Below are 21,273 nucleotides of genomic sequence, written 5' to 3'. Positions count from 1 at the left end.
ATATAGAAGTTGGTAAATCCAAACGATTCTCCTTTCGGATTGCTTCCTGCGTGCAGGGCTAGTTTGCCGGGACGGATCGTTTTGTTGGCTTGGCCGATTTCAAGTCTTAGGACTGCAGCTGTGTTATTGTTCATAGAGAGAACCGCCTCCTGAAGGATTAAGATCCGATGGATCGTGTTGAAGCTGGATGTTGACATGCACATCGGTTATATTCATTTTAGATGTTTATTGCTGGTTGAAGGAAGAGAGGATATGGCTAAAAAACCGACGGAATATGCTATCAACGAGGAGCGTCCCTACGGCATTCTAATTGCGGGGCATTATACGGAAACCGCGGGGTATTCCATTCACCGGCCGTACTGGATCCAAGAATCGACGATGTCGTCGGGTATTTGCGGGAGTCGTACCGCGAGCGGGCCTTTAAACCGAAAAAAGTGTCCAGCAATCAAAGAAGGTGTCCCAAGATCATCCTTGGAACACCTTGTTTTTTTGGCCTGGAGGCCATTAATATGTACCACCGTTTGGACGCTGCGACACATCGCGCTCAAACGCCACAATCCAATCACCCTGGACAGCGGCATATCCGACATCGCCCTCGGCGACAAGGCCGTACAGATTTTTGACATCCAAATATTCCTGACGGCTGCCGTTATCAAACTCCAACGTAATGTAATAGTACGTCCGAGAAGACGAGCTGTGCATCGTGTTATTTTCGCCTATGTGACTGGAGCTGTGCTGCACGTCCATCCGTTTCGAGATGATTCGCGCATATCTCGTTTCCCGCGGGGAGCGGGCGTTCTTGGCGTAACGGACCCCACTGGATATCATCAACACGATGAAAATAACAAAAAAGATGACCATAAATACGGGGATGATGGTAAACATGATATCGCCGCCTCCCCCAAAGCCGCCTCCGCCAAACGGAGAGGGATCGAATCCTCCCATGGGTTCCGCCTCCTTTGTTCTGACTTACAACGCAAGTTTGACTGGTTGCTGTCTATGTTCTTCCTTTATATACGTGAAAATGCAAATATTGTTTCGTCCTCCTAAAAAATCTGGCTGCTCGATAACGCGTGGATTGTGAACGCATACGAATTGTGATAAACTGGAATCACTATAAAAAGAACGGAGGGTTCCCCGTGTTGTACATTAAATTCCGTTTCACCACTTTGTGCGTATAATTGAATACTGCCAAAGGCTCTGCACCTGTGCAGAGCGAACGGGATAGGTGTACTATGATAAAGGGGACCAATTGGAACTTTAGAATAGAATATGCCTGATTTGGCCGGGAACGCGAACGGGGACGGTGATCTTCTGTTCGTGGATTTCGGGCTGTTTGAGGGACCGTTTGCGTAAACACAGGTGTAGTGCCTGTGTTTATTTTTTTCCTAATAAAGGAGGAACTCGGTTATGACCATGACGGAACAACAACAGTTAGAGCAAAAAGCCATCTTGGTTGGCGTGAATTTAAATCATCAGTCGGATTTCGACTATTCGATGGAAGAACTAGCGAATTTGGCGGAGGCCTGCGACATTGAAGTCGTGGGCGTGCTTACGCAAAACCTGCCTAAGGTCACTCCGTCGCATTATATCGGTACAGGCAAAATTGCCGAGGTGCGGGCGCTCTTGGAGGCGCACGACGGCAATCTCGTGATTTTTAATGATGAGTTATCCCCGTCGCAGCTGCGAAATCTGGAGTCCGATCTGGAGTGTAAAGTGATTGACCGGACGCTGCTGATTCTGGATATTTTTGCGGAACGGGCGAAAACCCGCGAGGCCCAGCTCCAAGTTGAGGTGGCCCGGCTGAAGTATATGCTGCCGCGGCTCATCGGGCTGCGGGAATCGCTGGGGCGCCAAAGCGGCGGGGTCGGCACGAAGAACCGCGGTGCGGGGGAGACGAGACTGGAGCTTGATCGCCGGCGGATTGAGGAGAAGATCACCGCGCTCAGCCGTGAGCTGGAGACGCTGGTGGCCCATCGCCAAACCCAACGCAAACAGCGCAAGAAGAACGATGTGCCTGTCGTATCGCTCGTTGGCTATACCAATGCCGGGAAGTCGACGATCATGAACGCGCTGCTCGAAACATATACCCCCGGAATGGAGAAGCAGGTGCTGGAGAAGGATATGCTGTTCGCCACGCTGGAGACGTCCGTCCGCAATATCCCGCTGGAGGATAACAAGTCGTTTTTGCTGACGGATACGGTGGGCTTCGTGAGCCGGCTGCCGCATCACCTGGTCAAGGCGTTTCGATCCACATTGGAGGAGGTTGCTGAGGCGGATCTTTTGATCCATGTCGTTGATTATTCCAACCCGGAATTCGCGCGGATGATCGAGATCACGCACCAAACGTTGAAGGAAATTGGCATCACCGACATCCCGATGATCTATGCCTACAACAAGTCCGATCGGACGGATCAAGCATTCCCAAGTGTGCAGGGAGATATCATTTACCTGGCCGCTAAGCCGCGCATCGGTATTGCCGAGCTGGTGAATGAAATCCGCCGGCGGATTTTCAAGGACTACGTGAAGTGCACGATGTTGATTCCGTACGATAAAGGGTCCCTCGTTTCTTACTTGAATGAGCAGGCCAACGTGCTCGAGACGAGTTATGAGGAAGAGGGAACAAAGCTCGTTCTGGAGTGTAAGCAAAGCGATTACGAAAGATATAAGGAGTATGTGCTCGAAGGTGCGGAGTGACAGGAAAATATTTTCGCGTATCGGTTGTCGGATGGGAAGGGAAGACGTATAATAGCCCTCAAAACACGTCTTTCTAACAAAGGAGAGCGATAAGCATGTCCGATATGTTAGTAAAATTATACGATCTTCCCCCCTTCGAATCGGCCCAGCAGTACGAAGCCCGGACCGGGATCACCATTCGCCGTGCCATCGGCCCGGAGAAGCATGTTGTCGCGAAATGGGTAGGCGAGCATTTCAATGAGCACTGGGTAAGCGAATGTGAAGTAGCTCTTGCCCGTTCGCCGGTTTCCTGTATTATCGCCATTGAAAACGGAAAGCTGCTAGGATTCGCCTGCTATGATGCCACGATGAAAGGGTTCTTCGGACCCACCGGCGTTGATGAGAAGGAGCGGGGCCGGGGGATCGGCAAACAGCTGCTGCTGCATACGCTCGACCTGATGCGGATGGACGGTTACGGATATGCGGTAATCGGCGGCGCGGGCCCGAAAGATTTTTACGCCAAGGCGACCGGCGCGATCGTGATTGAGGGCTCGGAGCCCGGAATATACAAAGGGATGCTGCGATAGGGCAGCATCCCTTTTTGAACATTATAGAATTTATAAAATTTTGGGGTGGGAGCAGGTCTTCCGCCTGATTTCTGTTTTTGGTAAGGTTAGGATATGGAGACGAACATCTTGAAACGAATCTTCTTTGATGAGCGAGGGCACTGGGATCGGTTTGTGGCAAAACATGGTGGCAAGCTGCGTGCCAATGTGCGGAAAGAAGTAGAGAAGTTCCGTCGATGCGGGGATCCCAGAAACGGTTTTAAGCTGATGGTATGTGAAGGATGTCATGACCTACGGCTCGTTCCGTATCGTTGTAAAGGAAGATTCTGTACGACCTGTTCATGCGGAGAAACAAAGGAATGGGCACGTCTCCTGGAACAAGATGTATTCCAAGTCAACCACCGCCATGTCGTCTTCACGATCGACGAAGGATTACGGGAAATCTTTCTGCTCCATCGGGCAAAATTACTCAAAGAATTTATGGATGAAGCGGTACGCTTAGTCAAAGAACATTTTGAGAAGAAACATAAGGTAACTCCCGGAATCGTAGCCGGGTTGCATACGTTTGGGGCACGGCTTAACTTCAATCCTCATGTACATATGCTTGTAACGATGGGAGGAATGAAGAAGACCGGCGAGTGGAAAACATACGATTTTATTCCGTTCGAGATGCTGCGTAAGCAATGGCAGACGGTTGTTTTGAAGCTGATTCGACGAAAGTTAAGTGAACAAGAGAAAAAGCAAGTGCAGTCCCGTTTGCAAAAAGCTTACTGCGAGAACGGAGAAGGCTTTTATGTGCATGCTCCGAAACAGAAAGGGAACGTCAAGCAGCAACTCGGGTATATCGGGCGATACATAAGAAGACCAGCGATAGCGGTTAGCCGGATCGAAGCGTATGACGGAGAAAAGGTGACATTTCGTTACCGGGATAAGAATGACGGGGAAGAGAAGACCGAGACGATTTCGGTAGAAGAATTTATGGGTAGACTTGTGCGGCATATTCCGGATGAAAACTTCAAAACGATCCGTTACTACGGGGTTTATTCGCGGCGGATCAAGAGCCTGTGCAAGAAGTTAGTCAGTGAGTGGCAAAAAGCCGCGAGAAGATGGATTGTCAAGGCAAAGCGGATATTAAAACGCAGAACGTGGAGTGAACGGATCAAGGAGCAGACGGGGAAGCCGCCATGTTGCCCAAAATGCGAAAGTTATTACGAATACAAGGGAGAAGCCTGCCTTGAGGATGGGAAGTTGAAGGTGAAGTACGCGGTGTGCTCCACCTCAAAGGCATGTCTGGAGAGGATGATTCGGGATGTCGCCGGTGTCAAAGAAACGAAAGGTAGCGAAGAAAAAGAAAAAGCCGCAAAGCGTGCTGCATAGCAAAGCGAAAGTAACCTACATTTGTCTTCAATGTCATACAACAGAAGAGATTCCGCTGAATGTCGTTCGGAATTTCGATGCGATGGATGATGGAGATCCAACCGTACCTCCGCAATTCAGCTGCGAAGAATGTGGAGGAGGCATGTACCCGGAATATTACGAGGGAATTCATGGTTACGAGTACAGGATTAGCGATGTAAGAAAATAGCCGGGTATAAGTTTTTCTCCCACACCCGGCCATTTTACACGTATGAACTCAGTTGAACGAACTTAAAAGGACGCCGCCAGGCGTTTTTCTTATTCAGTGATCCTAATGGATTGCAAAATCGATAAAAATGACGCCAGCCGTTTCTGTGATTCGGGCTTATTGAACAATTAGGCCGATGAATAATGCAATTGTTTTTCGTCTAAAGAAATGAGAATCCCAAAAACAATCTTTGAAGTGTTTGAAATGTCATTAACCTCCACACAAGCAAAAGCACATGCTAGAAAGGGACAAGTCGATTCCGTTAGTGAGCCGAGCGTTATGTCCTTCACTAGTGTAAGTTCACCATTCCCAATACCCGTTTCAACCAGCTGAGGCACCCAATCGGGTGCCTTCGATTTCGCTCTATAGTTGATACGGAGAACCTTACCCCAATTATCGGCAAGTTTTTCTGTCGAAGTGAGCAAGAGACTGAAAATACACGTGCTATTGCAACTTCTTAGAGTCTTATAAGTTATTAACTCAACTTTCGCAGCTTAATTTTCCGAACAAAGCCTTGATATAATTGGGCAAACTCGCAATCCATTGCTGGAGTTGACATACAACGGCAGACTGATCCCGTTTGGATTTTGCTTCCGTGAACGCCATGAAAAATGCGATCAGATGCTGCAAAGCCGTTTTGAGATCCAGGTCTCGAACTTCGTCGGAAAACAGGAAAAACAGACCGCCCAACGACCGCGCGTCGTTGTTGTGACGGCGTTCCCATTCCATTACGAGATAACGGGTAAACACGATCGTGGTGTGGCTGATGAGCATATCAAACGAACGACCTTGAAACTCCGTTCCCAGCTTCAGGTACGATTTGGCAAATTTGAAGAACGTCTCAATGCTCCAACGCATGCCGTAGATGCGAACGATCTCAGCCTCTTCCAACGTCAAATCGGTGCTAAGCAGAACCAGCCAATCCCGCCGCCGATGGCGGTTTTGTACAAAGACCAATTTGATCGGCAAACCGCAGGCGGTTTGAACGATGACCGAGCCAAGGATTTCTTTGTTTTTCTGCTTTGGCAAAAGGGCATACAGTTCATGGAGCGTCAGGCTTTTTCCGTCGAACCGGTATCGTTGTTTCATCGCCTTGACCATCCCAATGACATGCAGACCTTTCGCCATCAGTTCACGCAACAGAGGCGCTTGGGTAAACCAACTGTCCATCAGGACAAAGTCAGCGCTAAATCCAGCCTGAATCGCTCGATCAAGCAGAGCCGCCACGGCATCCGGTTTGCGTGAAAGCGCCTCGATGCGGCGTTTGTAGCCTTGGGTACGCTTGGACAGACGTTCCTTCATCTCGCAAAAGCGATTCGTCAGCTTGGCCGAGCTGAGCATGACAAAATCGATGGGCGCAAAGCTGAAGCCATCCGACCATCCGAGCGTGAGCATGTTGTAGCCGCGAGCATATCTCCCCGTCGTATGATCGAAGATGCGGGCAAGCAACTCGGCTTTCTTGCTGCGATCCCTGCGAAGAACCGAATCATCAATGATGAACGTCCGAACGCGGGACGAAGAGGTTAAGGAATCAAAATGCTGAACGACCTTCAGACTCAAGGCATGCAAAAATCGTCGCCAGGCAAAGCGTGGATGGTTTAAGAATCGATAGACTACATCTTTGCCAGGCAACGACTGGCGGCGGTCGCTATGCAGAAGACGAAACCAATTGCGCCCTTCAAACACGAGCGTAAAGATCAGCTGAAAGATGGCAAGACTGGACAATCCGAACGACTTGGAAATGCCGGCTTTGCGCAACAGTTGTCCGATTTGCAAAGCGGAAAATAAAGTCGAGATTCGTTCTTGGCCCTTTTCAGACAGGAAGTTGTGTTGTACCATAGAGTTACGCACCTTTCTGTTTGGGATGGGAAGACTATCCACTTCCATTTTACCAAACGGAAAGGTGTTTTTCTGTCAAGAACGAGATTTTTCAATAAGAAATCCTAGTCATATCAAGGCTTAACACTAATTTTCAAGGTGCGAAAGTTGAGTTATTAAATAGCTCGATTTTATAATCGAGTTTCTCCAACATCTTATCAGGCTCCTTAGCAACTTGTTTTCTCGAAAATTTTTAAGGTGTGAGAACAATCTTCTCTTCAAACTTCTTATTCCATTTAATTGTAATGATGATATCCTCCCCTTTCCTTGGCAAGAAGTTGGTGTCTATTGAAGGAGAAATGACCTTATCACTGAGGTAACTATCAGTCTCAGAAGTTATAGTTCCACTTAGTTGAGAAACGTTACTGGGACTAGCTATATTATAAGCGACATCAAAAATCAATTCTTTAGAGTTGCGTGGTTCAATAGTACATTGGAGCAAATATTTCGATGCTTCGGAACTTTTTTCAGTCTCTCTTATAGTATAATTAGCCGTCCAATGGTCACTTTGTCCTTGTAAAGAAATGATCTCCTTGCTTATTTTATTGTCAGTTTCCTGCTTAGGATTACTATTACACCCAACGAATACAAAAATAAAAATTAATAAAACAAGACCAAATTTGATTTTCATAGTTACCTCCCAAATTTTGTAATTTAACACTACCAATATTTTCAATATTGGTATATAATAAAATTGTAATTATAACCTAAAGTTTACATGTTTTTGAGAAAAAAAATGATTCTTTTTCTTAGTTCCGTCTTATTAGTTACTTCTTATGGTTCGATTGCAAATGCTGAACAAATTGGTAATAATGAAAATTATCAATTTGTTCAGTCCCATCATGATAATGAGGAATTTATGGTAAAGAATATCCTTGATGCAAATGGACAACTAGAGAACTTGGAAACAGGAGAAGTTTACGAACTTGAAGTAGGAGAGATTAAAGTACAAAAGCTAGATGACTTTATGCGAATCCAAACCAACGAAACTGCCACACAATATAAAGCTGAAGCTGTAATAAGTGCAACAACCCACACGCAATCTGGTAATAAGACTGACGACATTATATCACTTAAGGTCTATGCAACTATTTATTATACTTCTTATTCGAAAGATGGCTTTACTTATGTTGGAATGGATAAAATTGATTATAGATTTGATCTACTCGACGTTATAGTCTCAAGTAGTGGTGTAAAATTAGCCCGGGCTTCTTGACAAAGGAAGCCACGGTATGATTTCTACTAAAGTGAAGCCAATCACCTTTAGAAGGAGGATCACACCGTGACTTCTATAGATAGAATGTCACTTTTAGAGCTGTTGCGCAAGTCCGGAATTGATGGTGATGTAGATTTTCTTAAAGAGGCTTTGAACGTTCTGGTTCATGCACTGATGGAGGTGGAGGTAGCGGCACAAATCGGTGCAGAGCGTTATGAACGCAACACAGACAGAACCAACCATCGAAATGGCTATCGACACCGTGAATGGGATACACGCGTAGGAACACTCGATCTAAGAATCCCAAAACTACGCAAAGGCACTTATTTTCCTTCGCTGCTTGAGCCTCGAAAGCGTGCAGAGAAAGCGCTGCTTTCCGTGGTTCAGGAGGCATACGTTCATGGCGTCAGCACACGGAAAGTAGACGAACTCGTAGAATCGCTCGGCATGAAGGGCATTAGCAAAAGTGAAGTCTCCCGGATCTGCAAAGAGCTGGATGAAGTCGTACTGGCCTTCAAGGAGCGTCCGCTCGAAGGGCAGTTCCCTTATGTTTGGTTGGACGCGACATTCCCGAAGGTGCGTGAAGGCGGCCGTGTACGAAGTATGGCACTGGTTGTAGCCATTGGGGTTCGGGAAACCGGAGAACGAGAGATCCTTGGTTTTGACCTTGGGATGAGCGAAGACGGCCCGTTCTGGGTTGAATTTCTTCGCAAATTGGTTTCAAGAGGGCTGCATGGCGTTCAACTGGTGATTAGTGATGCACATGAAGGATTACGCGGCGCAATCGAGCAAGTTCTGACAGGCGCGGTTTGGCAGCGTTGCCGTGTTCACTTTATGCGCAATGTGTTGAGCCAGGTGCCGAAGTCTTCACAATCGATGGTTTCTTCGATTATTCGGACCATTTTTGCACAGCCGACCCAAGAAGATGCAATCCTGCAATTACGGCAAGTCGTGAACCAGCTTCACGGGAAGTTCCCGAAGGCTATGGAGATCCTTGAGCAGGCTGAAAGTGATGTCCTGGCTTACATGGCTTTCCCCAAGGAACATTGGCGGCAAATCCATTCCACGAATCCATTGGAGCGCTTGAACCGAGAAATCCGCCGGCGTTCCGATGTTGTTGGGATCTTTCCGAATCGAGAGTCTGCCATTCGTCTTATTGGTGCCATCCTGATGGAACAGCAGGATGAATGGACAGTATCGCGCCGTTATTTTAGTAAAGAGTCCATGGCCAAAGTGGTTCAGGGGGAGCAAAATCTCTTAACATCTGCTATGCTCTTGCAGAAATAAATATGGGTCACAGAGTAGAAATCAATTTTACACCACTTGACGGGACGCTACCTACTCGACAGCTCTGTAACAGTGTCTAATAAACGAATTTTAGTTTCACAAAATGGTGGTGCTGGTTATACAAATGGAGGCAAGGCTGTAACTAATCAACAAGACACCTTAAATGCATTTGATTCTGATACGATACTTGTAAGAAATTGGGGTTGGGATGCAGTTCTGAAATATGGTCTCGCTTATACTTGTGGTATCAATATTACGGCAACATTACAACGCGGTACACATTCGAGTTGGAATTTCGTATTCAATTTTCCGGTAACCTAATAGTTGGATTTTTATCTTATTGAGGAATCATACTTGTTTTTTTGGGGGAAGGCTTTAGGTAGTAGGTTAGTTAGCTAATAGATTTATAATACTTAACGACGTTGACGCCCATCGATATGTGATGGGCGTTTTTTCTTATCAAAGTCGAGGATCAACGCTGGACTTTATTCAGTTTTAAACTTAGGAGCGACTTCTGATGCAAGCTTATTTTTGACATTACACTCAAATTCTAAGTCCCTAGACCAACCCATGCATAAGGGAGCTTTAGTCTACATTGAAGGGTCATCACTATACAAATGTAATTCGCTCGATTATAAATTAATAAATAGATCTGATCAATTCTCAGGACTAATTCGTCAGTGTCAAGCTAGCGTGGGCAGTCATTTAAGATGCCTGGAACGCGAACCCCGAAGGAACCTCTTCCTTGTAAGCGCTTTGCTTCGTTCTTTCATCAAACACAAGTGATTTGTCAGAATTTTTTGCCGTTATCCGCGAAGTGCTTTGAGTGCCATACCCGTTGTGCTGCTTTGCTTCGGTCCTTGCAGCATGCGAATCATTCCAGCGATACAACCCTTGACCGGTTGCGTCACGTTCTTGAGCAATTGCCGCATGTTTATCGACTGCTGCGGCGTTGCCTGCTTACTCGCTTGTCCTTCAACCGTTCTTACCACCGTGCCCGCTTCTTGAATCCTCATCATCGTCCTCAGCATCGCCCTGACGCCTCGCTCACTCCAACTGTACCCGCCACGCTTCGTCCGCTTGGCGAATATACGCATCTGCGATTCCGCGCTTCCCATCGGGCGCATGCCGCTTGTGTCGATCCCCTTCGCCTGGAGTGTTTTTCGGTAGTCGTCCAAATGCTTCTCATGCCGCTTTAGAAATCTTTTATACGGCTTCCAATCCTTCCGGTTCTCTTCCGCTATCTCTTGCTCCGACACGCCTTCCAGGACCGCCATAAGCGCGGCTGCATCCTGTTTGGCCAAAGACCTCTCACGGTCTCCCACACCTGCGGCAAATGACCGACAAAGCGTTTCAAATCACGCGCCACATGAAAGCGGTCCAGCATGTACAGACATTGGTGAAAGTAGGATGTACATTCCCCGATCCACGCCGCGCCGTCTCCGTTCACCACAAGCCACGTGTTCTCGTCGATTTCGTAACGCTCCACCAGAAAGTCCCCGAACCCTTCCCAGAAGTCGCCGCCGCTCGTATGCAGGTAATGCTGTTTGTTCTTCAGCTGTACCCGCTTGCCGTTCTTCTCCCAGCCTTCGTGTACGACTGCAATTGCGTTCTCCATCCCGCGCTTTTTGCTCCGCTGCAGCTTCGTGTATAGCCCATCCACTTCCACGAACAGCACACGGGCAGCGCGCCGTTTCACCGCTGGCATCGGCTGTTGCGCACGCTCCATCAGTTTTTCCCTGATCGCTTGGTGGCTCAGCACATTGTAGCCCAAAAGCTGCTCCAGCCGCTTTGCGCTGTCCCGGTACGACGGTCCTTGGCTTGCGAATGCGATTGCTGTCTCTTCCAAATGCGGACTGACTTTCCCGCGCCCTTCGAATTGCAACAGCTGATCCAGCAGATACACGTGTTTGCCGCTTCTACGGTCACAGTACAATCTCCGCTTAAAGCGCACATTCCCGAACACTGTGTTGACGCTTGTTTCACGCTCTCCTTTACTCGATAACGCTCTCGGTCCCGTTGCTCCAGGATCTGCTGATCCAGCGCCTCCAGCACCTGCTTCATCGCACGAGCGAATTCCTCCTGCATTTTCCGGAAAATCCATTGCTCAATCTCTTTCATCGTCGGCATTGTTGTGGTAAAGTGGCTCACAGGAGCTTCCTCCTTCTTGGTGTGTTGTGCGCAAACATCACTTTACCAAGGGAGAAGCTCTTTTTCTATATCCGCTTTTTCCAATTCCTACACCCACAGAGATTTTACACTATCGACTAATTCCCCCGATCTATTTTGCTTTCTAAAGCAGACTTCGTTCGTAATCCCTTAGTCGATCGCCAACAAAAGGTAAGGGCGTCAGCTGCCGCTTAACGTTTGCCGGTTACTGCCCGGGGATGCTGGAACTGTTGGCGCGCGAGCTCAACCTCTGCCCTAATGACGCAGTCTTCAACATGATCGTTGAACAACCCCATCGCTTGCATGAAAGCGTACATCGTCGTCGGGCCGACGAATTTCCAGCCTTGCTTTTTGTCCTCTTTCGACAGCGCGATCGATAGCGTCGAAGTGGATGCTGTCTGCGGCTCCGCAAGTTGACTCCGGTCTGACTCCGGTCGGGCTCGTATTTCCAGAAGAAGGCGGCCGATTTGGCAAAGTGCTGGTGCATCTGGAGCATGAGCAAATGTACAGTAAGGAAGATTCGGAAAATGGAGTCGTCCCGCTAAGGGAGATCCCTGCAAAACACCCTCATTTTTGGTTGAGGGCATAAGACGCTGTGGCAACCGACTAAAATGTGGCATAAAACAAATAAATGCAGTCCGTTCTCCCTTAAGAGGCGGGCTGCATTTGTTCTTTCAGCTTCACCATTCGCTTCACGTTTACCACAAAAGCGGTAAGTATGGCTTGTATTCGCATGCGAAATAGACCACGGTATTTGGCCTTGGTCATCCCATGAAATCTTTTCAGTTCGGCATTCTTATGTTCAATGATCGGTCGGCGGCGAATGCGTTCTTTAAACGTATTACTGTTCTCAAATTCGATTTGTTCCTTGAAGTGCTCTGCCACGATCCGAATGGAGTAGGTTTTGCTTTTCGCTCCCGGTTTCAAGCAACCTTCTCTAAGCGGGCAAGTCTTGCACTTCTCCGTATCGAAGTAAAAGACAAGTGAACGGCTTTCGCCACTTTTCTTGCTTCCTTGTACAGCTTTACGAGTACTGTGCTCACCTGCCGGGCAAATCACGAAATCCGCATCCTTATTGTATTCAAAGCCCTCTTGCCTCAGGCCCCCGTTATGTACAACTGGATTTAGTGGGACAACAGGCCGGATCCCTTTGGATTTCATCTCGGCTAAGTTATCTTTACCTGAATACGCGGTATCGGCAATGATTTCATCGACTTCAATTCCTGTTGCCAGGGATTGGTTCAAGAGTTCTTTGAATTGCTTTCCGTCATCCGAGCTTCCTCCGGTAACGATTACGGCAGTGATCATCTCCTCTTCGGTCATGGCAATGTGTTCTTTATAGCCAAAAAAGGACTTCGTACTGCTCTTCCAACCGAAACGCGCGTCGGGGTCAATCGCCGACAAAATGCCTTTTTGGGCAAGCAACCGCTCATCTTCCACGATCGCTTTGGCGATCCGGATCTTCTCCGAGATGGAACCCTCGTGATCGGGTAACAGGGTCTCGACAGTCTGTCCAAGTTCCGCCAAGTAGTGCAGCATGACCTTCTCCGCATCCTCCTGATCTTTCTTCAGCTCCGGTAGCCGTGGGAGTTTCTTTTCGAGCTTCGGATGCTTTTTGACTACGACACGGAATAGGCGCTTTGCCGCATCTCGTAGCACCTCAAGAGGCTTTTGTTTTTGTGAAGCTGCCAGCGTATGGGTGGAGTCCATGATGATTGTCTTTGATTTCACTAATCCCTTCTCGATGCACTGACGAACAACGGCTTTGAGTACCTCATCTACGGCTCCAGCGCCTAAACGATGATTACGAAAGCGAGATAGTTGAGAGGGATCCGGAAGTGGATCTTCCGGGTTAAGCCCCAGAAACCACTTGTAAGCAAGGTTGACCTGTGCTTCTTGGATCATCCGTTCGTCGGACGGATTGTAGAGAATCTGCAAAAACAGCAAACGAAACAGGAGCTCAGGCTCATTAGCCGGTCTCCGATAATATTCACAGTAAGATGAACAAACGAGTTCATGAATGAAAGAGAAGTCGATGACTTCATGAATTTTACGCAGCTGATGGTCTTCCGGAATGAGTTTGTATAGTTCGGTATGGAAAGATACCGTCATTTGTTTGGCAGACTGTAGCAAGGGTCTCATCTCTCTCATTTTCTTTTATATATAACAAACCCAGTACCTATGTGGAACTGGGCTTGTTTTTTACAGATTTTAGGTTGACTTTTGCAGGGATCTCCTAAGGGACGGCTTTTTTTAGTGTGCCACGCATGGCGATTAACTAGGTGGTGAAAGTCCACTGTGGGGGTTTGTAGTTACCAACCACTAGCCAAGAGCAAGGGTGTCCACCGCGAGGTGGAATCCAAAGGAAGCTGGAGGCAAACTTCCGGCCCAAGGAACACGAACATCATCAGGCATAGGATACGGGATGAGTCTGCTAAACAAGACGAAGTCCAATTAACTACACGGACGTACCAATGTAAATGATGTGGGTATATGGAAGGAAAGTGAATCGTCTTACCGTGGGAGGTCTCATGGACGTGAGGAGATGCACTTCGAATCACGGTTGAAACAAGATTTATCATGAGAAGTCAGCAGACGCCATAGTACCCGCGAACAGTCGACGGTTCGAGGGAAGGGCTGAACCTTAGGAGGTGAAGTCAATGAAAGTTACCGAAACAGGAGCCAAGGGCAGCCAACTTCCAACGGAAGACTCTCTGCAAAAGAATAGTGCGGAACACGAAGGATATGCGGGAGTGCACAGTCCTGCGAGGATAACCGAAACCGACGACACCAACGCAACCGAGTCGAAGGACCGGTTGCTTGAGAAAATCGTTAGCAGGGACAACTTGAACGAAGCATTCAAGAGAGTCAAAGCGAACAAGGGATCGCACGGAATCGACGGGATGGGAGTAGAAGAACTTCTACAATATCTCAGAGACAACGGCGAGACCATCAAGCAACTGATCTTGGGCGGCAAGTACCGCCCGAATCCCGTTCGAAGGGTAGAGATTCCCAAAGAGAACGGAAAGAAGAGAAACCTTGGCATTCCAACAGTGGTTGACCGAGTCATCCAGCAGGCAATCACCCAAGTGCTTACGCCAATTTATGAGAGGCAGTTTTCAGACAACAGCTACGGATTCCGACCCAAACGGAGCGCACACCACGCGATGAAACGAAGCCAACAATACGTGCAAGAGGGATATCGTTACGTGGTGGATATGGACTTGGAGAAATACTTTGACACCGTCAACCAAAGCAAGCTCATCGAAGTGCTTTCAAGAACGATCAAAGACGGACGAGTGATCTCGCTCATCCATAAGTATCTCCGGGCGGGAGTCGTCGTGAAGCATAAGTTTGAGGACACGGAAATCGGCGTACCGCAGGGAGGGAACCTAAGTCCGATTCTCAGCAACATCATGCTGAATGAATTGGACAAGGAACTGGAAGCAAGAGGACATCGATTCGTGCGATACGCAGACGATATGCTCATATTCTGCCGGAGCAGGAGGAGTGCGGAGCGTACCCTGACGAAAATTCTCCCTTACATCGAGAAGAAGTTGTTTCTCAAGGTAAACCGGGAGAAAACGATTGTGGACGATGCGACAAAAGTTAAATTTCTTGGCTTCTCATTCTACCAGAGCAAAGGGGAAACGCGGGTCAGAATCCATCCCAAATCCGTATCCAAGATGAAAGCTAAAGTGAAAGAGCTAACGTCGAGAAGCAACGGAATGGGCAACACCGACCGGGCGCTGAAGCTTAGGCGTTACATCATGGGATGGGTAAATTATTTCAAGCTTGCTGACATGAAACAACTACTCCAAACCACTGATAAATGGATGAGAAGGCGTATCCGAATGGTCTTCTGGAAGCAATGGAAACGAGTGAGGACGAAACTCGAAAGGCTTATATCGCTCGGAATTCATGAACAGAAGGCGTGGGAATACGCAAACACAAGAAAGGGCTATTGGAGAATCTCCAATAGCCCAATCCTCTCGAAGTCCCTCGGTAACAATAGGCTGAAGAACCTCGGATTCCTTTTCTTTTCTGATTATTATCGACAAGTTACTGCGCATTCCTAATGGAACCGCCGTATACCGAACGGTACGTACGGTGGTGTGGGAGGTCGGCTGCCCAATTAATGGGTAGCCTCCTACCCGATTAATGTAGCTAAGATGAACGTAAAACAAAGACAGCCCTCCAAATTGCTACATCTCGTAGGTTAAAATGGATAGTGATTAACCCAAACCATTTCAGAGCTACATAGCAAAGGAGAGCTGATACTATGCAGTCTACCACAAAATTCGTCGGTTTAGATGTATCCAAAGAAAAAATTTCGGTTGCAATTGCAGATGTGAGCGGGGAAGCTCCACGCTATTACGGAACCATTCCCCACACACCGGCAGCGTTACGCAAGCTTATCAAAGAGCTGGGAGCGGCCGAAACGCTATCGTTTTGCTACGAGGCAGGACCCACAGGTTACGAAACCTATCGCTGGATCACCTCCATGGGGGCCCACTGTGTCGTCATTGCTCCATCGCTCATTCCCAAACGCCCCGGCGACCAAGTGAAAACAGATCGACGGGATGCCGAGCAACTCGCGCGTTTGTATCGTGCAGGAGAGCTCACTCCCGTTTACGTCCCCGAACGGGAAGATGAGGCTCTACGGGAATTGGTTCGCGCCCGTGAAGCTGCCAAGGAAGATGCCCACCGGGCTCGTCAGCGGATCTTGAAATTCCTGCTTCGTCACCAGATTGAACCACCCGCCACCATAAAGCGTCGCTGGACCAAGAAGTATCGCGTCTGGTTAGGGCAGCTTACGTTCCCGTATGAGTCCATGCACGTGGCATTCAGCGAAATGCTTCATGCTTTGGATGAGATCGAGCAACGCATGGGGCGCCTAGAAAAAGCACTGGTCCAGCAAGCTGCGACCGGTTCTAAGGCTTCTCTGATCCAAGCTCTTCAGTCCCTACGGGGGATTGGATTGCTTACAGCCATTACCCTTGCGGCTGAAATCGGAACCTTTGCGCGTTTTCGCTCCCCTGCGCAACTGATGGCGTACTTGGGACTGGTCCCTCGTGAGTATTCCACGGGCCTAAGTACTCGACGCGGCAGCATGACCAAAGCCGGAAATGGCCGCTTACGACGGACTTTGGTGGAGTCCGCTTGGAGTTACCGTCACCGTCCTGCCGTAAAAGGGGATCTCGCCAAGCGATTAGATGGTATGCCCGCCGACGTACAGCTGTTGTCCTGGAAGGCGCAAGAAAGATTGCATTACAAATACCGTCATCTTGTGTTTGGAAAGAACAAGCACAAGAATGTGGCCGTCGGTGCGGTGGCCCGGGAATTGATTGGGTTCATATGGGCGGTTGCTCGAACCGTGGAGCAGCCAGCAGCCTCCTAACGCCTTTGGACGATGAAGGACGCAGGGGACGTTGCCCCCTGCACCCCCACACTCGCCGTGTGGCGTTCCTCATCTTCGATGAGGATTTGGAAAAGTGTTGAATTGTACCCCACCGCTTGTCAAGGAAGACGCTTGACAAGCTCACGCCGGAGCACGAGGCCCGGGAGCAAACGAAGGTTCAGGAGAGAATTTGCGTAGTCCGTTTGCACTAGGTTTTGAAAGAAACTGAACGTGCGTTTCTAGCTTGCAAGGGCTCTCCCTGACGAAGGCATAACATGTGGTAACCAACCCACGGATAGCAGCGTGCCGACCGTCGCTCGCATTTTTGCTCTCGCGCCACGTGCTCAGGCAGATTTAAAACCGAGGGCTTGACAAAAACGTTCATAGCAACGGACTCCAATGACGTTATTGGTGTCAACAACACGTTTACTCTAGGCTAACGGACACAGATGACGTTATTTTGCTCTTTTTCGCTGTCATTCCCATATTGGGAGCTTAATAACGGCTATTGAGTCCGTTACAAAGGGAAATATCCGGGAAATAAGCAAATAACGTCATTACGGTCCGTTAGCCGCAGGCTGGCGGGCGAATGTGTGGCCGACTGATGTATGGCTAGCGGGCGAATGCTTGGCCGACCGTTGGGTGGCCGGTTAGCGAATGTGCGGCCGGTATATAAGTGCCATCGTATGCTTAGCCGGGCATATGCTTCGTCGGTGCATGCTTAGCGTGCGTTGCCCGGTTGCTCTCTATGCCTGGCTGGCGCACGCCTTGGCCGGTCTATACTTGGCTCAGCGTATGCTCAGCCGACGTATGCTCAGCCGACGTATGCTCAGCCGACGTATGCTCAGCCGACGTATGCTCAGCCAGCGTATGCTCAGCCAGCATATGCACCGCTGGCCCTTTATATCGCCGGCAGCGTCACCCTGAAGGTTGCGCCTTGGCCTGGCTCACTGTGAACCTCGATCGTGCCGCCATGCGCTTCAACGATCGCTTGCGAGATGGACAGGCCCAGCCCGGCTCCGCCTTGTTTGCGCGTGCGGGAGGCGTCGATGCGGTAAAACCGCTCGAACACATGCGGCAAATGCTCGGGGGCAATGCCGGGCCCGTTATCCCGCACATCCAGTTCAGCCTGACGGGGGTGAGCCGACAAGCGCACCGCGATGGTCCCTTGCTGCGGGTCGGTATGCTGAACGGCGTTGTGGAACAGGTTCAACACCACTTGCTTGATTTTGTCCCGGTCGCACATCGCGGTCAGCCCTGGCTGCAGGTCGAACAGGACCTCGCGCTCCCCGGCCAGCATCCGCAGATGCGGCTCCATCTCCGCGATCACTTTATCCAAGCGTACCTGGGTGCGCTGGACGACTGGCGTGCGGTCGAGCTTGGCGAGCGTCAGCAAATCCTCGACCAGCTTCTTCATCCGCTGCGCTTCGCCCAGCATGCTGTTCAGCGCGGTATGCAGCTGCTCCGGCCGGTTGGCGGCTCCCCGCAGCAGCACCTCCAGGAAGCCGTGGATCGAGGTCAGCGGTGTCCGCAGCTCGTGGGAAGCGTCCGCGACGAACCGGCGCATCTGCTCCTTCGCTTCACGCTCGGCCTCAAACGATTCCTCGAGCCGCTCCAGCATTCCATTAAAGGAAGCGCCCAGCCGATCAATTTCCGATTGTCCGGATGCCACCGTGAACCGGTTGCTGAGATTCCCGGCATTGGTATCCTCTACGATGCGCACCATTTGATTAAGCGGCGTTAACGCCTGGCGCAAAATCGGCAGATACAGCGCCAGTCCGCCGGCCAATGCCAGAAGTGAGAGGCCGACAAACGTCAGCAGCTGACGCATCACGACTTCGCGTAACGGTGCGGTATAAGTGCCCATTTGGACGAGCCAGGCACGTTCGCCTTGTTCTCCGGGCAACCCAACCAAACGAAAGACCACCAGCTGTTCCTTCCCGTCCTGATCCTCGATGACGCGGTAGCCTTCCGATCCCGGCTGACTCTCTTCGAACAATGCGGCGTATTCCGCATCGGACAGCTGAGGGGCAGGGGCGCCGGATTCAGCGTTCAGATCGATAAAATCATGATCGCTGTTGATGATGGCGAGCGAGGCGCCGGGGATAAACAACTGCGGAGGACGACCATCAGTTCCTTCTCCGCCGATGCCCCCGCCGCCAGACGCGCTCCCGTTCATCCCGGCCTCAGCCCCGACTCCAGCGCCATCCCCCCCCGGCTTCGGGGGTCCCCAGTGTTCGATCGGCTGGCCTGCCTTCATAAAGACATCCCGAAGCGGGCCGCGCATTTGGGATACCATGGTTTCGGCTTGGTTTTTGTATAGGAAGTCTTTCATGATGACGTACTGAAATACGCCAATCAGAATTAATAGAGCGGCTAACAGAAAAAGGGATCTAGAGAGCAGCTGAAAGCGCAGTGAGCTTGGGGAGATCAGGCTGCGAAGTCCGCGGATCCATCGCTTCCCGGCGGCGGTAATCCCGCCAGTCCGTGCCCGGCTTCTGCCGGCAAGGCGCTTCATGGCAGATCTACGCGGTAGCCCGCACCGCGCAGCGTTCGGATTAACCGGTGCTCCCGGTCATTTAATTTTTCGCGCAGGGACCGGATATAGACCTCCACGATATTTTCCTCGCCCCCAAAGTCATAACCCCACACTTTATCCAAAATCGTCGTTTTGCTTAAGACGATGCCATGGTTCAGGATCAAATATTTCAGCAGCTCATATTCGGTGGGGGATAATTCCAACACCTGATCCAAATAGGCAATTTCCTTGCGGCGATCGTCCAGTCGGAAGGGGCCAATCACCACTTCACCAAACAGGGCCGGAAACTGATTGCGCAGGCGCGCACCGATCCGAGCGAGCAACTCCTCGAAGCTGAACGGCTTCACGACGTAATCGTCGGCGCCAATCGTCAGCCCCTTCACTCGATCTTCGACTTCGTCCTTGGCCGTCAGCATGATGATGGCTACGTTCTCGCCGTTCTTTCGCAGCAACCGGCACACTTCAAAGCCGTCCGTTCCCGGCATCATCACATCCAGCACGATCACATGCGGCTGAAATTCGGCGGCGATGGCGACAGCGGTCATACCGTCTCCGGCGGTGCGCACCTCAAATCCTTCATTTTGCAGACCCAGCTCAAGAAACTGCACGATATGCGGTTCATCATCCACCAGCAAGATTTTTGCCCCTTTAACTTGTTTCATTGAAAAATATCCCCCTTGCACCTATCCATGCGTGTCCATTCTGATGATTCTATTATGCGCGATGATGCTGAACATTTGCTGAATGCCGACTGAAGGCGGACTGAAGGCCCAACTGAGCGCCATTCCAAGCAAGAATAAGCTGAAGCATTAAACTTGATCGTACCCGGTTTGTCAGGAGAAGTAAACTCACTGGATCACGTCCGGATAACGGACCAGGCTTGGACGAGAGTCTTGCTTGCCGCTCCGCTAATAAGCTATACTTTTGACATGAAGTCATGCTAAAGGGGAGTAATGAGATGGAAAAAGTATTGATTTTCGGTCATAAAAATCCCGACACGGACACGATTTGTTCGGCAATCGCTTACGCCGACCTGAAGTCCAAGCTGGGCTGGAACGTTGAGCCTGTACGCCTGGGCGATGTCAACGGGGAGACGGCGTTCGCATTGGAACGCTTTGGCTTCGAAGCGCCGCGTTTGGTTGAGACCGTGGCGAACGAAGCGAAAGAAGTCATTCTGGTCGACCATAACGAACGTCAACAAAGCGCTTCCGATATTGAGCAAGTGCGTGTTGTGGAAGTGATCGACCATCACCGGATCGCCAACTTCGAGACAAGCGGACCGCTGTACTACCGGGCTGAACCGGTTGGCTGCACCGCAACGATCCTGAATAAAATGTATAAAGAAAACGGCATCGCCGTCCCAGCCAACATCGCCGGCTTGATGCTGTCCGCAATCATTTCCGACTCGCTGCTCTTCAAATCGCCAACCTGCACTGAGCAAGACGTAGCTGCGGCACGGGAGCTGGCTGAAATCGCCGGCGTCAACGCGGAAGAGTACGGATTGGACATGCTGAAAGCAGGGGCCGACCTCAGCGATAAGACGATTGAGCAGTTGATTTCCCTGGACGCCAAAGAATTCGACATGGGCGGAGCTAAAGTTGAAATCGCCCAAGTGAACGCGGTGGACGTCAACGACGTCTTGTCCCGTCAAAGTGAAATTGAGGCAGCCCTGAACGGGATCATCGCCAACAAAGGACTGGACCTGTTCCTGTTTGTCGTGACCGACATCCTGAACAACGACTCCGTGGGCTTGGCGCTGGGTAAAGCAGCCGATGCCGTCGAGCAAGCCTACAACGTGAAGCTCGTTGACAACAAAGCCGTACTGAAAGGCGTTGTATCCCGCAAATCGCAAATCGTGCCGGTATTGACGGAAATCTTCAATAAACGTTAATTCTCCGGCATTTCGAGAGCCTTGTC

General features: G+C 49.9%; 15 protein-coding genes and 1 pseudogene. 8 read left to right on the top strand and 8 right to left on the bottom strand.

Going from position 1 to position 21,273, the window contains the following annotated elements; genetic code table 11:
• Positions 1 to 504 precede the first annotated feature (504 nt).
• Complete coding sequence (locus ACL02P_RS13930) at positions 505 to 945, bottom strand: DUF2500 domain-containing protein (protein WP_036646319.1); 441 nt, start codon at positions 943 to 945, stop codon at positions 505 to 507.
• A gap of 471 nt (positions 946 to 1,416) precedes the next feature.
• Here ACL02P_RS13930 and hflX point away from each other — a divergent pair, with 471 nt between their 5' ends.
• From hflX to ACL02P_RS13915, 3 genes are all read left to right on the top strand, one after another.
• Positions 1,417 to 2,697 (top strand): GTPase HflX, encoded by a 1,281-nt coding sequence (gene hflX, locus ACL02P_RS13925; RefSeq protein WP_412838249.1) that lies wholly within the window; start codon positions 1,417 to 1,419, stop codon positions 2,695 to 2,697.
• Positions 2,698 to 2,792: 95 nt separating this feature from the next.
• Positions 2,793 to 3,263, top strand: coding sequence for a GNAT family N-acetyltransferase (locus ACL02P_RS13920; RefSeq protein WP_009226496.1), 471 nt, complete (start codon positions 2,793 to 2,795; stop codon positions 3,261 to 3,263).
• Positions 3,264 to 3,371: 108 nt separating this feature from the next.
• Positions 3,372 to 4,619: a transposase gene (locus tag ACL02P_RS13915; RefSeq protein ID WP_412837503.1), complete on the top strand. Its 1,248-nt coding sequence runs from the start codon at positions 3,372 to 3,374 to the stop codon at positions 4,617 to 4,619.
• Between the two features lie 727 nt (positions 4,620 to 5,346).
• Here the strand turns inward: ACL02P_RS13915 and ACL02P_RS13910 are convergent.
• Both ACL02P_RS13910 and ACL02P_RS13905 read right to left on the bottom strand, forming a co-directional pair.
• Positions 5,347 to 6,705, bottom strand: a complete 1,359-nt coding sequence (locus ACL02P_RS13910) for a transposase (RefSeq protein ID WP_103110947.1) — start codon at positions 6,703 to 6,705, stop codon at positions 5,347 to 5,349.
• Positions 6,706 to 6,937: 232 nt separating this feature from the next.
• Positions 6,938 to 7,375, bottom strand: a complete 438-nt coding sequence (locus ACL02P_RS13905) for a hypothetical protein (protein ID WP_036646317.1) — start codon at positions 7,373 to 7,375, stop codon at positions 6,938 to 6,940.
• 93 nt (positions 7,376 to 7,468) lie between these two features.
• On the opposite strand from ACL02P_RS13905, the gene ACL02P_RS13900 reads away from it, so the two are divergent.
• Both ACL02P_RS13900 and ACL02P_RS13895 read left to right on the top strand, forming a co-directional pair.
• Positions 7,469 to 7,960 (top strand): hypothetical protein, encoded by a 492-nt coding sequence (locus ACL02P_RS13900; RefSeq protein WP_412837502.1) that lies wholly within the window; start codon positions 7,469 to 7,471, stop codon positions 7,958 to 7,960.
• An 84-nt stretch (positions 7,961 to 8,044) separates the two neighbouring features.
• Positions 8,045 to 9,247: an IS256 family transposase gene (locus ACL02P_RS13895; RefSeq protein ID WP_412837292.1), complete on the top strand. Its 1,203-nt coding sequence runs from the start codon at positions 8,045 to 8,047 to the stop codon at positions 9,245 to 9,247.
• A gap of 806 nt (positions 9,248 to 10,053) precedes the next feature.
• Here ACL02P_RS13895 and ACL02P_RS13890 read toward each other — a convergent pair.
• From ACL02P_RS13890 to ACL02P_RS13880, 3 genes and pseudogenes are all read right to left on the bottom strand, one after another.
• Positions 10,054 to 11,398: pseudogene (locus ACL02P_RS13890) on the bottom strand (ISLre2-like element ISTco1 family transposase).
• A 209-nt stretch (positions 11,399 to 11,607) separates the two neighbouring features.
• The gene (locus ACL02P_RS13885) at positions 11,608 to 11,976 is read right to left on the bottom strand and encodes a DNA-3-methyladenine glycosylase I (protein WP_412837501.1); all 369 of its coding nucleotides are present in this window, start codon (positions 11,974 to 11,976) and stop codon (positions 11,608 to 11,610) included.
• Positions 11,977 to 12,064: 88 nt separating this feature from the next.
• Complete coding sequence (locus ACL02P_RS13880; RefSeq protein ID WP_412837334.1) at positions 12,065 to 13,528, bottom strand: IS1182 family transposase; 1,464 nt, start codon at positions 13,526 to 13,528, stop codon at positions 12,065 to 12,067.
• A gap of 548 nt (positions 13,529 to 14,076) precedes the next feature.
• On the opposite strand from ACL02P_RS13880, the gene ltrA reads away from it, so the two are divergent.
• Together ltrA and ACL02P_RS13870 are read left to right on the top strand one after the other, a co-directional pair.
• Positions 14,077 to 15,495 (top strand): group II intron reverse transcriptase/maturase, encoded by a 1,419-nt coding sequence (gene ltrA / locus ACL02P_RS13875; RefSeq protein ID WP_085170208.1) that lies wholly within the window; start codon positions 14,077 to 14,079, stop codon positions 15,493 to 15,495.
• 203 nt (positions 15,496 to 15,698) lie between these two features.
• A complete protein-coding gene (locus ACL02P_RS13870) occupies positions 15,699 to 16,817 on the top strand; it encodes an IS110 family transposase (protein ID WP_412837500.1) in 1,119 nt (372 codons plus the stop codon).
• Between the two features lie 901 nt (positions 16,818 to 17,718).
• On the opposite strand, the gene ACL02P_RS13865 is transcribed toward ACL02P_RS13870, so the two are convergent.
• Entirely contained in the window at positions 17,719 to 19,335 is a 1,617-nt protein-coding gene (locus ACL02P_RS13865) for a sensor histidine kinase (RefSeq protein WP_412837499.1), read from the bottom strand.
• Positions 19,332 to 20,018, bottom strand: a complete 687-nt coding sequence (locus ACL02P_RS13860) for a response regulator transcription factor (RefSeq protein ID WP_260071930.1) — start codon at positions 20,016 to 20,018, stop codon at positions 19,332 to 19,334. The genes ACL02P_RS13865 and ACL02P_RS13860 overlap by 4 nt, the downstream gene beginning before the upstream one ends.
• A 296-nt stretch (positions 20,019 to 20,314) precedes the next feature.
• On the opposite strand from ACL02P_RS13860, the gene ACL02P_RS13855 reads away from it, so the two are divergent.
• Positions 20,315 to 21,247 (top strand): manganese-dependent inorganic pyrophosphatase, encoded by a 933-nt coding sequence (locus ACL02P_RS13855; protein ID WP_260071929.1) that lies wholly within the window; start codon positions 20,315 to 20,317, stop codon positions 21,245 to 21,247.
• Positions 21,248 to 21,273 lie beyond the last annotated feature (26 nt).

The sequence above is a fragment of the Paenibacillus sp. MB22_1 genome, from assembly GCF_047200555.1.
GTDB lineage: Bacteria > Bacillota > Bacilli > Paenibacillales > Paenibacillaceae > Fontibacillus > Fontibacillus phoenicis.
The sequence above is the reverse complement of the archived record's forward strand: the minus strand, read 5'-3'. Positions and strand labels throughout refer to the sequence as shown.

Excerpts from the sequence above, each read along its gene's own strand:
- ACL02P_RS13930 (WP_036646319.1), bottom strand. The coding sequence starts at position 945 with ATGGGAGGATTCGATCCCTCTCCGTTTGGCGGAGGCGGCTTTGGGGGA.
- hflX (WP_412838249.1), top strand. The coding sequence starts at position 1,417 with ATGACGGAACAACAACAGTTAGAGCAAAAAGCCATCTTGGTTGGCGTG.
- ACL02P_RS13920 (WP_009226496.1), top strand. The coding sequence starts at position 2,793 with ATGTCCGATATGTTAGTAAAATTATACGATCTTCCCCCCTTCGAATCG.
- ACL02P_RS13910 (WP_103110947.1), bottom strand. The coding sequence starts at position 6,705 with ATGGTACAACACAACTTCCTGTCTGAAAAGGGCCAAGAACGAATCTCG.
- ACL02P_RS13905 (WP_036646317.1), bottom strand. The coding sequence starts at position 7,375 with ATGAAAATCAAATTTGGTCTTGTTTTATTAATTTTTATTTTTGTATTC.
- ACL02P_RS13895 (WP_412837292.1), top strand. The coding sequence starts at position 8,045 with ATGTCACTTTTAGAGCTGTTGCGCAAGTCCGGAATTGATGGTGATGTA.
- ACL02P_RS13880 (WP_412837334.1), bottom strand. The coding sequence starts at position 13,528 with ATGACGGTATCTTTCCATACCGAACTATACAAACTCATTCCGGAAGAC.
- ltrA (WP_085170208.1), top strand. The coding sequence starts at position 14,077 with ATGAAAGTTACCGAAACAGGAGCCAAGGGCAGCCAACTTCCAACGGAA.
- ACL02P_RS13870 (WP_412837500.1), top strand. The coding sequence starts at position 15,699 with ATGCAGTCTACCACAAAATTCGTCGGTTTAGATGTATCCAAAGAAAAA.
- ACL02P_RS13865 (WP_412837499.1), bottom strand. The coding sequence starts at position 19,335 with ATGAAGCGCCTTGCCGGCAGAAGCCGGGCACGGACTGGCGGGATTACC.
- ACL02P_RS13860 (WP_260071930.1), bottom strand. The coding sequence starts at position 20,018 with ATGAAACAAGTTAAAGGGGCAAAAATCTTGCTGGTGGATGATGAACCG.
- ACL02P_RS13855 (WP_260071929.1), top strand. The coding sequence starts at position 20,315 with ATGGAAAAAGTATTGATTTTCGGTCATAAAAATCCCGACACGGACACG.